The organism is Candidatus Cloacimonas sp. (assembly GCA_035403355.1).
Lineage (GTDB): Bacteria > Cloacimonadota > Cloacimonadia > Cloacimonadales > Cloacimonadaceae > Cloacimonas.
The window spans coordinates 1-15,178 of record DAONFA010000016.1; the positions used below are offsets into that span (position 1 = coordinate 1).

At 40.1% G+C, this 15,178-nt stretch carries 15 protein-coding genes and 1 tRNA gene; 5 read left to right on the forward strand and 11 right to left on the reverse strand.

Going from position 1 to position 15,178, the window contains the following annotated elements; genetic code table 11:
• Positions 1-80 precede the first annotated feature (80 nt).
• Positions 81-809 (forward strand): XRE family transcriptional regulator, encoded by a 729-nt coding sequence (locus tag PLE33_05170; GenBank protein ID HPS60635.1) that lies wholly within the window; start codon positions 81-83, stop codon positions 807-809.
• A gap of 234 nt (positions 810-1,043) precedes the next feature.
• Positions 1,044-1,220 carry a hypothetical protein gene (locus PLE33_05175; protein ID HPS60636.1) on the forward strand — a complete coding sequence of 59 codons (177 nt, stop codon included), beginning with the start codon at positions 1,044-1,046 and terminating at the stop codon, positions 1,218-1,220.
• Between the two features lie 322 nt (positions 1,221-1,542).
• On the opposite strand, the gene arsB is transcribed toward PLE33_05175, so the two are convergent.
• The 3 genes from arsB to PLE33_05190 all read right to left on the reverse strand — a co-directional run bounded on the left by arsB (position 1,543) and on the right by PLE33_05190 (position 4,983).
• Positions 1,543-2,601 carry an ACR3 family arsenite efflux transporter gene (arsB, locus tag PLE33_05180; protein ID HPS60637.1) on the reverse strand — a complete coding sequence of 353 codons (1,059 nt, stop codon included), beginning with the start codon at positions 2,599-2,601 and terminating at the stop codon, positions 1,543-1,545.
• A 95-nt stretch (positions 2,602-2,696) separates the two neighbouring features.
• Positions 2,697-3,788, reverse strand: a complete 1,092-nt coding sequence (locus PLE33_05185) for an Ldh family oxidoreductase (GenBank protein ID HPS60638.1) — start codon at positions 3,786-3,788, stop codon at positions 2,697-2,699.
• A gap of 13 nt (positions 3,789-3,801) precedes the next feature.
• Positions 3,802-4,983, reverse strand: a complete 1,182-nt coding sequence (locus PLE33_05190; GenBank protein ID HPS60639.1) for a type III PLP-dependent enzyme — start codon at positions 4,981-4,983, stop codon at positions 3,802-3,804.
• Between the two features lie 128 nt (positions 4,984-5,111).
• On the opposite strand from PLE33_05190, the gene mnmA reads away from it, so the two are divergent.
• Positions 5,112-6,233: a tRNA 2-thiouridine(34) synthase MnmA gene (gene mnmA / locus PLE33_05195; protein ID HPS60640.1), complete on the forward strand. Its 1,122-nt coding sequence runs from the start codon at positions 5,112-5,114 to the stop codon at positions 6,231-6,233.
• Positions 6,234-6,876: 643 nt separating this feature from the next.
• Here mnmA and PLE33_05200 read toward each other — a convergent pair.
• The 8 genes from PLE33_05200 to PLE33_05235 form a co-directional block, all read right to left on the reverse strand.
• Positions 6,877-7,467: a hypothetical protein gene (locus tag PLE33_05200; GenBank protein HPS60641.1), complete on the reverse strand. Its 591-nt coding sequence runs from the start codon at positions 7,465-7,467 to the stop codon at positions 6,877-6,879.
• Between the two features lie 453 nt (positions 7,468-7,920).
• Positions 7,921-9,654: a phosphoenolpyruvate carboxykinase (ATP) gene (locus PLE33_05205; protein ID HPS60642.1), complete on the reverse strand. Its 1,734-nt coding sequence runs from the start codon at positions 9,652-9,654 to the stop codon at positions 7,921-7,923.
• A gap of 73 nt (positions 9,655-9,727) precedes the next feature.
• Positions 9,728-10,906: a pyridoxal phosphate-dependent aminotransferase family protein gene (locus PLE33_05210; GenBank protein ID HPS60643.1), complete on the reverse strand. Its 1,179-nt coding sequence runs from the start codon at positions 10,904-10,906 to the stop codon at positions 9,728-9,730.
• Positions 10,907-10,916: 10 nt separating this feature from the next.
• Complete coding sequence (locus tag PLE33_05215; protein ID HPS60644.1) at positions 10,917-11,978, reverse strand: AI-2E family transporter; 1,062 nt, start codon at positions 11,976-11,978, stop codon at positions 10,917-10,919.
• Positions 11,975-12,460, reverse strand: coding sequence for a cyclic nucleotide-binding domain-containing protein (locus tag PLE33_05220; protein HPS60645.1), 486 nt, complete (start codon positions 12,458-12,460; stop codon positions 11,975-11,977). The genes PLE33_05215 and PLE33_05220 overlap by 4 nt, the downstream gene beginning before the upstream one ends.
• Positions 12,461-12,463: 3 nt before the next feature.
• On the reverse strand, positions 12,464-13,114 hold the full coding sequence (locus PLE33_05225) for a protein-L-isoaspartate(D-aspartate) O-methyltransferase (GenBank protein ID HPS60646.1): 651 nt from the start codon (positions 13,112-13,114) through the stop codon (positions 12,464-12,466).
• A gap of 2 nt (positions 13,115-13,116) precedes the next feature.
• On the reverse strand, positions 13,117-13,887 hold the full coding sequence (gene surE, locus PLE33_05230) for a 5'/3'-nucleotidase SurE (protein HPS60647.1): 771 nt from the start codon (positions 13,885-13,887) through the stop codon (positions 13,117-13,119).
• An 11-nt stretch (positions 13,888-13,898) separates the two neighbouring features.
• Positions 13,899-14,252: a hypothetical protein gene (locus PLE33_05235; protein ID HPS60648.1), complete on the reverse strand. Its 354-nt coding sequence runs from the start codon at positions 14,250-14,252 to the stop codon at positions 13,899-13,901.
• 270 nt (positions 14,253-14,522) lie between these two features.
• Between PLE33_05235 and secG the strand changes: the two genes are divergently transcribed.
• Positions 14,523-14,861: a preprotein translocase subunit SecG gene (gene secG / locus PLE33_05240; protein ID HPS60649.1), complete on the forward strand. Its 339-nt coding sequence runs from the start codon at positions 14,523-14,525 to the stop codon at positions 14,859-14,861.
• A 79-nt stretch (positions 14,862-14,940) separates the two neighbouring features.
• Positions 14,941-15,028: transfer RNA gene (locus tag PLE33_05245), tRNA-Leu, on the forward strand.
• The last annotated feature ends 150 nt before the right edge of the window (positions 15,029-15,178 follow it).

The window sequence follows — 15,178 nt, forward strand, 5'->3', positions numbered from 1 at the left end:
ACAATTTATCTTGTCTACGGATGCATAATCTTACCCATACGGCAAAAGGTCAAGCGAAAAATGACCTTATAGGAGGAATAATGGACCCGAATGACGTCGGCAGCAGACTGGGAATGCTGATTAAAGCAATGAAATTGAAGCAGTACCAGTTCACAGAAAAGTTTGGCATTTCTGCCAATTCTTTGGACCGCTACAAGAATAATGAGAGGTTTCCCGACCCTCAATTCATGGCCAGATTGATCGATGCCGGAGTGAATGTGAACTGGCTCTTGAGGGGTGAAGGCAGTATGTTCATCCTGGCTCCCTGGGAGTTGGGAGATGATATCCGGACTACCAAGAAAGTCCAGATTGTGGATGGCAAACCGGTCTTAATGAATGATCTTGATAAGACTTACATTCGTACCTCAGTGTTCCCGATCGCAGCGGAAATAGCCGCTGGATCACCCATCGATGTCCCGGAAGGTATAGAACCAACGGATACAGTCGAAGTCCCCACTCGTTACATTCCCTTCGGAACGGACAGCTACATTGCCTTCCAAATCAATGGTCATAGCATGGAGCCTCAGATTCTGCATGGAGACGTTGTGCTAATCAGGAAGCAGATTACCTGGGATGGTCTGGATGGGAAGATCTGTGCCGTCAGATACGAGACAGGCATTACCCTGAAAAGGATACAGTATGATGAGGCTCGCAAGGGAGTTGCCCTCCAACCCCTCAATAAAGACTACCGGATCGAGTTTATAGACGCTGATCAGAGTCAGTGGCTTACGATGATCGGACCCCTGGCACTTCAGTTAAGGCTCTATTAAATTCGCAAACCATTTCAGAAAATCTGATGTTCTGAAAATACCCTAAATTGAGGGCATATTTGAAGGAATCGTGATATCGATACGTCCAAATACGTCCAAAGACCACTGTGACACAGTCTAAAGCCAGTCCTATCTATCTCCCCAACCTATAAACCTTTAAGACCTCTGTGACACGTGATATCGATTTGAAGGTTTGGGTGAGAACTTATATTTAGGTTAAATTGAGAATGGAGAATGGAGAATGGAGAATTGAGAATGGAGAATGGATTTAGCGAGATAGCGAGATGGCGAGATGGCGAGATGGGAATAGAGGGTAAGAACAAATTATATTTTTTTTACAAAGAGAGAAAGAGGATTTTGAACAAAGAGAAAAAGAGAAAAAGAGAGAAAGAGAAAAAGAGATTAAATTGAGAATGGAGAATTGAAAATGGAGAATGAAAATAGTAACGCAGAATTTGATCTAAGGTTTTTAGGTTCTGAAATTTCCAAAAAAACAAAATCCCTAAAATCCCTAAAATCCCTATAATCCTGTTCATCCCAGACCTATTAATATCCTCTAAATCCTTAAATCCTGAAATCCTCGTTTCTGAAATCCTATCCGTGTTATCTGTGATTTTTTAGTACCGGCGCTCGCTGTAGCGCCGAATAAATAAGGCGGAACGGCGTCCGCCTGTACAAAAAACGGTGGAACGGCGTCCGCCGGTACAAAAAACGGTGGAATATAATCTAAACTCTAATTTGCAGGAAAAAACCACTGCCTTGTTTTATTAGCTATGCTTACCAGATTAAGCATAACGGGAACTTCAACTAAAACGCCTACAGTGGTAGCCAAGGCAACTGGTGAATCGGCTCCGAAAAGAGATATAGCTACTGCCACTGCAAGTTCAAAGAAATTGGATGCTCCAACTAAAGCTGCCGGTGCTGCAATATCGTGGGGTAATTTTATATGTTTGGTGAATAAATAGCTTATAAAGAAGATTAAATAGGTCTGAATCGTAAGTGGAATGGCTATCAGGATAATATGGAGAGGATTATTGATAATAACTTCTCCTTGAAAAGCAAAGATAATAACCAGGGTAAGCAACAAACCGCTAATAGTAACATTATTGAATTTGGGAATAAAGGTTTTCAGGAAATAATCCTCTCCCCTATGTTTTATCACTGAATATCGTGTTGTTGCTCCTCCAGCTAAAGGAATAACAACAAATAAGATAACGGAAAGAATTAATGTATCCCAAGGTATTTTTATTCCGCTAATGCCCATCAGGAATGCTACAATGGGTGTGAAAGCAACCAGAATTATCAAATCGTTTGTAGCTACCTGAACAACTGTATAAGCAGGTTTACCATTGGCTAAATGGCTCCAGACAAAAACCATTGCTGTGCAAGGTGCAGCACCCAACAAAATAGCTCCCGCAAGATAATCTTTGGCTAAATTTGCAGGTATAACAGATTTAAATACAATATAAAAGAAAAACCAGGCAATTCCATACATTGTGAAAGGTTTAATTAACCAATTTACAATCCAGGTTACAATTAATCCCTTGGGGTTTTTCCCCACATTCTTAATGCTGGTAAAATCTACCTTCATCATCATCGGATAGATCATTAACCAAATAAGAACGGCTATCGGAATTGAGACCTGGGCAAATTCAAATTTACGCAGGAAATTAGGTATTCCAGGTATATACCTGCCTATAAGAACCCCGGCTGCCATACATATAATAACCCACAATGTCAGATATTTCTCGAAAAAACTGATGCCTTCCCTTTTGTTTGTTTTCTGCTGCATCTCATCTTCCTATTCGTTGTTTTATTTTTTAAAGGGAGATTTTAAATTCACTGCTAATCCTTAAAAGAATATTAGTATTGGGCATAGAATGTTGGTCAATCCAAACTAAGTAAATTTAAACCCAATTCTTCCTGCATAATTCTGATATTTTTTTCCAGATTGGGGTTTACAGGAACACCTTGTTTACGGACTTTTTGCTCTATTTCATATTCTTTTTCGCCGGCTACATAGATTTTTGTTTTGCCGGGGAAAAGCTTTGAATTTTGTAAATCTCTGCAGATGGAACCGGTAATTTTCTTGAAGTTTTCCACATCTGTAAAAAAATCAATATTGATTGCCATAAAGAAGTGTCCTAAACGGTAAGGAGCAGGTTTACCCTGTTCATCTTCTCCCGTTAAACCGTTCAAATAATTCCCGTTTTGCAAAGCAGCGCAAATAATCTCTACGGCAGTTGCGAGTCCGTAACCCTTATGGCTTCCGGTAATTTCTTCCGTTCCCCCTAAGGGTAACATCGCTGCTTTCTGTTTTAATAAATCAATCAGCAGACCTTTTGTATCCGTGTAGGGTTTTCCTTCCAAATCAATAGCCCAGCCAAGAGGGGTTTCTTTTTCTTCGCGAGCCAGCTGTTCCACTTTACCTCTTTGGGAAATGGAAGTAGCGGCATCATATAAAAAAGGATAGGGTAAATCAGTTGGAGCTCCAAAACATATTGGATTCGTTCCCAAAATGGGAGAAACACCATTAGTAGGACAAATTGAAGGTCGGGCATTGGAAAAAACAAGTCCCATCATATCTTGTTTAACTGCCATTTCTGCATAATAACCGCAAATTCCGAAATGAGTAGAATTACGAACGGCAACAGAACCCAAACCATATTTTGCTGCTTTGTCCATTGCTGTCTGCATGGCTTTTTTACTAATCACCTGACCCATTCCATTATTTCCATCCCAAACAGCAGTAGCATATTTATCGCGGATTACATCAATGCTGGTAACGGGATTTTGAATGCCAGCTTTAATTCTATCATAATACATTTTTAGCCGTCCGATTCCGTGTGATTCAATCCCTCTTAAATCACTGGCAATAAGAACATCACTGCAAATGCGGGCATCTTCTTCCGGCACTCCCAATTTTGTAAAGACCTCTTGCATAAAACGCTGCAGCAGCTCAACCGGCATATATTTCATTTGCTCTGCCTCCTTAATTTTCTTTAAAAATAACGGCTTTCAGGGGAGGAAAGCCATTAAAATTAACACTGGCATAAGTATGGGTGTAGGCACCGGTAGAAAAAATATAAACTTTATCTCCGGGAACGGTTCCTTCGGGCATCCGATAACGATAGTGCTCATAGAGAATATCCATACTGTCACAAGTAGGACCAGCCAATATAATCTCTTCCGCCAAACCCTTACGCGGAAAATAGATGGGGAATTTTATGGATTCATCAATGGTCTCAATTAGACCGCCAAATTTACCTATATCAAGATACACCCATTGATAGAGATTATTTTTGGATTTACGCGCTACATTTATCACTTCGGATACAATTACACCCGCATCTGCAACCAGAGAACGACCCGGTTCTAAAATAATTTCCGGTAAGTTATCACCAAAATCCTCCATTATAAAACGCTGGATTTCTTTGGAATAATCTTCAATGGAAAAAGTGGGATCAACATAGTTGGCAGGAAAACCGCCTCCAATATTAATCATTTGTAATTCTATGCCTTCTTCGGCAACAGCATCAAAGAGATATTTACACCGTGCCACTGCATCATCCCATTGTCCTATATCCCTTTGCTGAGAACCAACATGAAATGAAATTCCCCAGGGTTGTAAATTCATTTTTGCTGCTTTCACAATTAAATGATAGATTGTATCAGGATGGGAACCAAATTTTCTGGATAGAGGCCAATCCGCACCTGTCCCTTCTGTTAAAATCCGGAATAAAACCTTGGAACCGGGAGCATATTTTGCCAAATTATTCAAATCCAACTTGCTGTCAGTAGTAAAAAACCGCACCCCTCTATCGTAAAAATACTTAATATCGCTAACTTTTTTGATGGTATTCCCGAAGCTTAAACGCTCGGGCTCAATTCCCAAATCTAAAATTTGGTCAAGTTCGTAAGGCGAAGCCAAATCAAAATAAGCACCAAGTTCATTCAGCAGCATTATCACTTCCTGCATAGGATTTGCCTTCACTGCATAATAAATCTTATAATCGGGCATACTTGCCTGCAATTCTAAATACTTATTCCTTACTATATCCAAGTCCACAATCAAACAGGGGGTGGTGATATCTTTGGCAAATTCCTGAATTTTTGCAAATCGCTTTTCGTCCATAAAGCGAGCTATATTAAAGATGTAGGGTTCCTTAAACAATGTTTTATCCTCATTACTTAGAATCAATGCTTCCTAAGATTCGCAAAGCCCATAAATGTCAAATAAAAAGTAGTTGACACTTTAGCTGTTTGCATTATAATAAGTTGTAATAAGATAAAGGATATAAAATGCAAAATAAACCTTGTGTGGCAGTTGGAATCAGCGGAGGGATTGACTCCGCAATGACTGCCTATTTACTAAAAGAAAGCGGTTTCAGGGTAATTGGCATCACAATGCAAACCTGGGATAAAAACAAAGCAATGGAGAAAGTGATAAAAAGTGGTTGTTTTGGTCCCGCCCAGGAAGAAAGTATCCAATCCGCCGCTCGTTTATGCCAAAAAATGGGTATAGAGCATTATGTTATTCCTTTGCAGGAAGAATTTCAGCAGAAGGTTATTAACTATTTCTGCCAAACATACTTACGGGGAAAAACACCCAATCCTTGTTTGGTTTGCAATGCCTACATCAAGTTTGCGTTATTGCCCGAAAAAGCACATTCCTTGGGGCTGGAATTTGACTATTTTGCCACCGGACATTATGCTAAAGTGGATTATAATGAAGAATTGCAACGCTACCAAATAAAGAAGGCAAAAGACACTAACAAGGATCAATCCTATTTTCTGGCTTTTTTAACTCAGGAGCAACTGGCACGAACCCTTTTCCCCTTAGGGAATTATACAAAGCCGGAAATAAAAAAAATGGCTGCCGATATTGGGTTTGGCGAACTGGTATCCCGTCAGGAAAGCCAGGATTTTTTACAAAGTTCAGATTTGGCAGTGCTTTTTAAAGCAGAAGATTTTCAGGAAGGGGAAATTGTTGATCTATCCGGGAAAGTTATTGGAACACACAAAGGCATAATAAATTACACTATCGGACAGAGAAGAAATTTGGGAGTTAAGGGTTTTCACGAACCCCGGTTTGTTCTGGAAATTGATGCGGAAAAAAATAGAATTGTGATAGGAACTAAGGAATATTTGTTTAAGAACCGATGTTTGGCAACAAATATGAACTGGGTTTCTATTTCTGCACCGGCAAAACAATTCAGAGCAAAAGCTAAAATACGCTTTTTGCATACTCCCGCCGATTGTATTGTAAACCCTATAAATGATAGCGAGATAGAAGTATTATTTACAGAACCGCAACTTTCTATAACCCCGGGACAGGGTTTGGTTTTATATACAGATGATTTACTTTTGGGAGGGGGTTTTATTGCACTTTCTAACGATAAGAATGCAGAACATAATGTTTAGAAGGTTGAGAGAATTTTTGGCAGAGGGCAGAGAGCGAAGGGCGAAGGGCGGAGGGCAGGGTGCTGAGGGCGGAGAGCAGGGTGCTGAGAGCTGAGAGCGAAGAGCGGAGGGCAGAGAGCGGAGGGCAGGGTGCTGAGGGCAGAGGGTTCATTTTTCCGCATTTTTAGAGGGTTGTGATACCCAAAATCCCTTTTGGGCAACACTTTGATAGCGATGGTGGCGTAAGCCCCTCGTAAAATGCAGCCCCATATCTTTATTTTTTTATATTACCTTGCCTGCACCAAAAAAAAAACTGGGTTACCGGAAGGTATGCGGCAACGAAACACCAGTGTTACCACTAAACGACGAGGACATCGTTTTTCCGATACAAAAAAGCCCTTTTGGGCGACACTTTGATAGCGACGGTGGCGTAAGCCCCTCGTAAAATGTCAGCATCTTTTCTCTTTCTCTTGTTTCTCAGTTCCGCTCGTGTATTACTCATTAAACATACCTTAATCAAGCGTTAATTATTAACGCTTGATCAATGTATGATAAAGTAGTGATTAACAGTTTGAAGCAAGGAAGTAATATGACTCTCAAAACATAGCAGGTTTTTATGAAAGTAACAGTAAAGGAAAGTATAAAAGGATTTTCAGCCAAATTGTCATTCGGCGGAACGGCGTCCGCCGGTACAAAAAAAAGGAGCTATGGCGAGCCCCTTAAATGCCCGTCCAGGAAAATAAACCTGAAATATGCTGCCATAGCCAAACAAATTAAAGACCTCAATCATTCGGCGGAACGGCGTCCACCGGTACAAAAAAAAGGAGCTATGGCAAGCCCAATAAATGCCCGTCCAGGAAAAAAACCTGAAATATGCTGCCATAGCCAAACAAATTAAAGACATCAACCATTCGGCGGAACGGCGTCCGCCGGTACCAAAAAAGGAGCTATGGCAAGCCCAATAAATGCCCAGCCAGGAAAAAAACCTAAAAAATGCTACCATAGCCAAACAAATTAAAGACATCAACCATTCGGCGGAACGGCGTCCGCCGGTACAAAAAAAGTGGCTGAACCTATTGCGAGATAGGAATGATAGCATGCGGATGCCCTTCTGGTATTCCCTTTTTGTAAAAATGCTGTTGGCAAGGCAAGCCAAAGCCCCAAAAAAAGCTCCCAAATTACACTGATTACCCAAATTTAAGATAAACCGGGATTTTACATAATTAAATTTACCAACACTAATTTGTCGCTTCATAAAACTTCCACCTTGAATAAGCAGATATGCTATAAATTTGAAATGAATTCGTGCTTATGCAAGAATAGCCAACAGCTTTTTTTTTCAAGAAATTACATAATTTGTCTAAGAGCAGGAAGAATGACATCGGGTCGTTATTATGAAACCAAACATTTTCGTTACCCAAAAATTGTCGGTTAGAAAATAAGGGTAAAATCGGTTGACCGTAAAGTCAACACTTCGGTGTCGTCCTAAAGGGCTTTTAGCAGAGAGCGAAGAGCAGAGGGTGCTGCAAAGGGAAAAAAATAGCGGGAAAAAAATCCCGCTATCTATTGAACATTCTTTGGGCAAGTTACTTCTTACTGCATAATTTAAAGGGCTTCCCAAGAAGGATGCCGGAAAGCATTTATCCAGGTGGAATTTGGTAAGTCCTTTCTTATCTTGCTGAAAGAGAAATATGCTAGCATAAGAGTTTTAATCGGCATTTATCTGCAGTGCCTGAATCAGTTGTTCCTGAATTTCGGGTTTTTCAGTTAAATCGCTGCTTTGCAGGAAGTCCTTTCTTTGCTGGAATCTATCTTTCAGCAAGGAAATATACAGATCATAGTTTCCGCGCAATTCGGAATTATACTTATCATAGTAACCGGGTAAAATGGCTTCAATGGACTCCTTGGTAGGAATCATAGCTCCGGGAAGTATCTTCCAAGGTTTCCATTGCAACTGGTCCATCAAAATTGCGGTCTGCAGAGTTAGGGATGTATTTAGGGGAATCGGTTCCAGAATATTGTCTGATTCCTTCCAATAGCCACGGGAATTGAAGCAGTAAAAATCTGCTCCCGTATCTGCAACTTTCAAAAATGCTTCCACATCGCGGTAAAGTTCATAAACCCGAAAAGGATTGGCAAAAGGTTCAAAAACGAGTTTATTCAGTTCTTCTTCGGTAACATTTTCGGCGCGATTGCGTTGGGTCATTAAAGCAGCTCCCATTGCTATTGCCAGGTATTTATCCTGCAATTTCAAAGCAGGAGGCAAAACTGAATCCTTCATCAGCCAAACCAGTGCTTTCGGAAAACCGCAACGGTTAACATAATTGCCTAAAAGAGAACGGTCTAACAAAGCTCTACCATTGGAATTACGAATATCCTGTCCGTAGGGAATAAGCTTGTTATTTACATCTAAAACGGTATGATTCATCAAAGCTAAAGTATATTTCCAATCGGGATGATTTACGGGACGGCTATCCGTTTTATCAAATAAAGTTGGCTCCCAAACGCGGCAAAGTTTATTTTCCAGGTCAATCTGGAAAGCATCATCGTGTAACACAACCTTGGAAAAGCCCTTAGGCAAGGTTCCGGCATTATCGGCATTATTGGTATGACTGGATTTCCCGGTACCGGAAAGACCGTAAAAGGCGATTGATCTTTTACCCAGTTTGTGATATTCAGAATTTTCACAGGTGCCAAAATCAATTTCTTTAATTCCGCCATGGCAGGCAGCCATTCCAATTCTGATGCCGGAAGTCCAAGCCATCGTTAAAGTTCCCTTTTTGCGTTCGCCAAAATAACGCATACCCAGGTTTACGATTACATTGTGTTTTTCATCCACCAAAGCCAATTGCGGTGCCCCTACATTATTATAAAAATCATCATCGCAGGTCCATTCATTAAAAGCAACCAGTATAATATCTTGAATAGGCAGCTTGGGGCTTGCTTCATATTGCTCTTTCAACGATTCATAAGGAGCAAAATTCAGCAGCCAGAAAAATACATTTGCTGCATCGCTTTCGGTGGTGATAAAGGTTGCTTTCAGCATCAGGTCTTGATCCATACCTAAAATTGCTTCGGCTTTAATAAGGGGGTAATGTTGCATTTGCCACACTGCTTCGCGAAAATCTCCCTCCACCTTATTTTTCTGGGAAGGATTTAAACGATTATAAAATCTGCGAGCTTTTGCTGTTCTGCCAATGATGTTACCGTGGCAATCGTTAATAACTTTGGCATTTTCAGGCAGATTATGCAGTTTAACGAAATCAGGATACATCGGCAAATCGGTAACGCTAACTCCGGGTTGATTTTTTGCCAGCTCGTATGCCTCCCTGATATCCACCTTCCGAACTAAATGATTATTCATCAAGGTTTCGGCAATTGCTCGGACAGGAGACATTTCTTTGATGTTGGAATAGTATTCCACACTGCTTTTGCTTGCCATTTTTTCCTCCATATATGGCTTAATTTATATTTCCAAAACAATAAGGCATCGCTATCGCGACACCCTATATAAATTATATGATATGCAGTTCCTTGCCAATTATTTCGAATTTATCCAGTGCCATATCCAACTGTTCTTTTGTATGCGTTGCCATAAAAGAAGTTCTAATTAAACAGGAACTGGGAGGAACAGCAGGTGGAACTACAGGATTGATAAAAACTCCTTCTTCTCCTAAGCGACGCCACATATTAAAAGTGGTCATCATATTACCAATATGCAAGGGAACTACAGGCGTGCAACTGGCTCCGGTATTATAACCCATTGCCTTAAATTCCGTTAACATATAATTGGTGTTATCCCAAAGCTTGGCAATGCGTTCCGGTTCTTCTTTTATAATTTTTAGAGCTTCCAAAACACTGGCAGTTGAAGCAGGAGGAAGTGATGCGGAAAAAATCAGAGCTCTGGATTTATGCTTTAAATAGTGAATAAGGGCTTCATCTGCAGCAATGAAGCCACCTACAGAAGCCAGGGACTTACTGAAAGTGCCCATAATAAATGCTGTTTTATCCGTTAAACCAAAATGAGCAGCTGTGCCAACTCCCTGATTTCCCAAAACACCTAACGAATGAGCTTCGTCCACCATCACTTCAGCATTGTATTTTTCCGCCAGTTCTACAATTACAGGAAGATTGGCAATATCCCCTTCCATAGAAAAAATGCCATCAACTACGATTAGGGCATTTTTTCCTTTAATTTCTTTTAGAACCCGTTCCAAAGATGCCATATCGTTATGCTTAAAACGCAGCATTTTTCCTTCTGCAAGTAAGGCACCGTCTATAATGGAGGCATGATCATATTTATCCGTAATTACAAAGTCGTTTTTACCAACCATAGTTGAAATACAACCAACATTTGCCTGATAACCTGTGGGATAACAAATCGCTTCTTCTTTGCCGACAAATTTTGCCAATTCGTTTTCCAGCTCTATATGAATATCCAAAGTCCCGTTCAAAAAACGACTTCCTGCACAGCCACTGCCATATTTTTGGATGGCTTTGATGGCTGCTTCTTTCACTCTCGGATGATTAGTTAGCCCTAAATAGCTGTTTGAACCCATCATCAACATTTTTTTCCCGTTGCAGATAACTTCTGTATCCTGCTCGGAAGTAATTTCACGAAAATAAGGATAATAGCCCATAGCCATTACTTTTCGGGCATCCGTAAACTTGTAGCATTTATCCAGTAAACTCACATTTTCCCCTTTAGATTATTTTAAAATCTTTCAGATTACTATACAAGACCTTAACCAAGCTGTATGTTATATATACAAGAGGGACTGATATCAGCATCCAGAGAATGCCTCCATACCAGCCACCGGCAATTAAAGTAAGAAGAACTAACAGCGGGTGCATATTAATTGTCCCTCCTACAACTACGGGATAAACAATATTATTATCAATCAGTTGCACAATATACATCGCTAAAATTACATAGATTGCCGAAAGAATTGTGCCCCCATTCAGCAAAACAGTTACTACAGCTAAAGCTCCCCCTAAAAAAGGTCCAAAATAGGGTATTATATTTGCCACTCCTGCCGTGGCGCCAATTAAAATGGAATAGGGCACTCCTACAATGGTAAGAGCCGTGGAAGCTAAAATACCTACCGCTATTATTTCAAAAAGGATAGCCCGTAAAAAATTACCAACTGTGCTGTCTATTTTCCGCAACATAATAATAATCAGCTCAAAATAGCGGTTATTGAACATACCGATAATGCCTTTTCGCAGCTTATATTTATCCTTCAATAAAAAGAAGCTGATCAAGGGAACGGTGGCAATAATGGAGATCGTGGAAAAAATCTTCTGGTAATTATCTATCAGCAACTTCGGTAGCTTAGCCAGAAAAACATTGGTCTGATCCAAAATATCTACCAGCTTGGCAGCAGTTCCCAAACCGGGAATTTTGGTATCCAACTCCAGAAGAAATTCGTATATGCGTCTGATGAAAGGTAAAGTAATGATATATTGACCAGTTAACCTTTCTCCGCTGCTTAAAATATTTATCAGATTATTTCCCTGCTGAATTAAAGCCGGAACTAACCGCGAAGTAAACCAGGCAATAATTCCGGCAATAACTAAATAGATTGTTAACACAGCAAGCCAGCGAGGAATCTTTTTGCGTTCCAGCCAGCCCACGAAAGGATCAAGAAGATAAGAAACAACAAGGGCATAAATAAGATAAGCTATGATGGAATGATAAAAGAACAACCCCAGCACAATCAATGCCAAGAGCAAAAAATAGAATATCCGCTTTGTCCAGTTCATTGCCCGGTAGCGCTTCCTATAGCTGAAATGTTTAGAATATAGTTACTTAATGTCTTACAAAAAGCTACTAACAGTTTTAATCCCAAATGCGGATTCTGCTTTATTAAATCCATCAGGTCATAACGCGATATTGCATAAGCCGCTACTTCCTTTTTGGCTATGGCTACACTACTGCGAGTATCTTCCGTAAACATATCAATTAGCCCTAAAACCTGTAATTTATGAACTAAATTATGCCCTTGAGGATGAGTAATTCCCGTCACTTCCACTTCCCCGGAAAGAATAAAATAAATCACTTCCAGCGGATTATCTTTATCATAAAGCAATTCCCCGGCTTGGAAACTGCGTTTATGTAAGAAATTATCAAGTAAATAGAGCTCAAAGGAACTAAGCTCGCTTAAAACATCAAACTGCTTTAAATCGGCATATTTATCCGGTTTTTTCCAGATTGTTTTCAGCCAGGCATAAATATCTTTTAACACTCTTCACCTCAACAATTTGTCATCACAAACAAAAGGCACGAAAGAACAACCGCCAGCTTCGGCAATATCCAATCCCGCTTCTGTTTTTGTAACAATATATAGAATTTGAAAACCGCCTCCGCCAATGGGAATAGCCATTTTGCCATTTAGTTTTAACTGCTCCACCAAGCGTTTAGGAACTTCCTGTGCCGCCGCTGAAACGATAATCTTATCAAATTCCTTGTGCGGGGGATATGCTTTTTGCCAACCGCTGTGTCCATCTCCAATCCGAAAATGAATATTGCGGTAACCGGCATTGCGTAATACCTTCTGGGCATTTAGAGAAAGAGTTTCCAAGCGTTCAACCGTGCAAACTTCTTGCACGATTTCAGCTAATAAGGCACTTTGATAACCGCTGCCGGTACCAATTTCCAGAACTATATCCGTTGGCTGTAAATCAAGCAATTGCAACATAATAGCAATCATCAATGGCTGGGAAATTGTTTGTCCTTCTTTAATCGGCAAAGGACGGTTTTGGTATGCGTAATCAAGGTATTCCTGCAAAACGAAATTTTCTCTCGGAACCTTGCCAATGGCATCCAAAACGGCAGGAGAAATTATACCTTCCCTTTTTAGCTCGTTTACCAGAAGTAACCTTTGATCTTCAAAACGCATTCTCAGCTCTCCAATTGCAACAGATTATTCTCTTCCAGCCAGTTTAGAATGTGCGGAAATTCTTCATCCCTTGTAAGCTTAAAACCTAAAGGAGTTAGCGAAATATAGCCGTTATTAACTGCTTCGGCATCAGTTCCGTTTTCTATATCCCAAACAGGAATATCTCCACCTACTTCATAAACGAAACCCTGCTCACTTTCTTCAATAATCTTAACAAAATTATAGTATTTACGGTGGCCGGTGCGAGTTAAACGAATACCCTTAATTTCTTCCACAGGAAGGTTCGGAATATTGATGTTTAGAACTTCAAAGGGCTTAGCCAGATTCGCAATGCCTAAATCTAACATTCTCCGCATCCAGTATGCTGCCACTGCATATCTTTGATTTTTATAGGAATTTATAGAAACAGCTATTGCTCTATTACCTAAAAGCGCTGCTTCCATGGCTGCTCCAACTGTTCCTGAATAGAGAACATCTTCCCCCATATTCTGTCCGGCATTTATTCCTGAAATTATTAAATCCACCGGCTCGGTAAGAATTTTTTGTAACGCAATAACAGAACAATCAACGGGCGTTCCGCTTACGGCATATTCATTTTCAGCAATTATATTCACTTTCAGCTGCTTACGGATGCTTAAAGAATGCGATGCTGCACTTCTTTCACTATCGGGAGCTACAATCGTAATTTTATGTCCGGCATTTTTCAGCTCTTCCGCTAAAGTTCTTATTCCGGGAGCTAAAATACCGTCATCGTTAACTAATAATATCTTCAATGCTTTTTCTCCTAAAAAATACGCTGCTGATTGAGAAAAATATAAGCCACTGCTACCAACACAATAATTACTATCAGGATAAACAACCAGTTGCTCTGAACAAACTTAACAACAGCAGGTCTATGCTTTCGTTTGTGAGGAAATTGAACTTTCCTGCGGGAAAATATCCGTGCCCAGAAAGGCCTTCTGAATTTAGCATTTATCCTTAGCGAATGCTGATCCGGTTTCAGCCACTTAACTTTCCCGTATTCATTCAAATAGGGCTTAAATCCTAAAGAAGTGTAATACTTTTTTTGAGCTTCGGTAAAGTCCCCAACTTTATCAATATCAAGCTCTTCTAATATTATAGCGTGTTTTCTTGCCATATATTATTCCTCTTTTTTCATTATGTATAAAAACAACAATTTCTGTCAAGCCAAAAAATCGGACTGCCTCTTTAAGTAAAAATGCTATCCTCCGTTTCTTGATAGCACAAATAAAGCAGCAGAAATAGTTATCAGACCAATTGGGTGAACAGGTAGCCAACTTTCACTTCAGCATAAACTGCAGGCAGATGAACTTTTTGGTTGACAGAAAAAGGGCTCCTTTTTCTTAGTTACAAAAATGAAGTTTAATGCTTTGCAAAGGATAGACCAATGGTTATATATACGATTGCCTTAATTATCCATGTGATAATCTGCGTTGCCCTGGTGCTGGTAATTTTAGCACAGACATCCAAGGGAGGTTTGGATTCCAATTTGGGTGGAGCTGCAATGAATGTTTTTGGAGGAAGCGGTGCCTCCAAATTCTTGAAGAAATGGACGCAAATTTTGTCCGTGGTTTTTGCTGCCTCCTGTCTTTTGCTTGCCTTTTTGGTGAAAGATGTATCCAACAGTCCCCTTACCCGTATTCAGGAACGCCAAAAAAAGATTAATCCTACCGAACAGAAAGCAGCACCTGCAAAACCTGCTGCTAAACCGGCAACTACAAAATAGAAAAGCACTTAGCTAATGAATTCCGGTTGGCAAGGAATAACGAGATAATATATATTCCAAATCGGAAGCAAAGATAAAAGCAGAAGTGGTGGAATTGGCAGACACGCAAGACTAAGGATCTTGTGCCTGTAATGGGTGTGCGGGTTCGAGTCCCGCCTTCTGCACCATTTTTCATTAAACGGGTTTGTATGTCTCTTCTTTTTTGAAGATGATATCCCTGGGCATTACAGTTGCAATATTGAAGTGATAGTTACATTATTAAATCCTGAGATTATAGAATAGCTAAGTGTAAAGTATATTTCGCAAGTGAACAATTA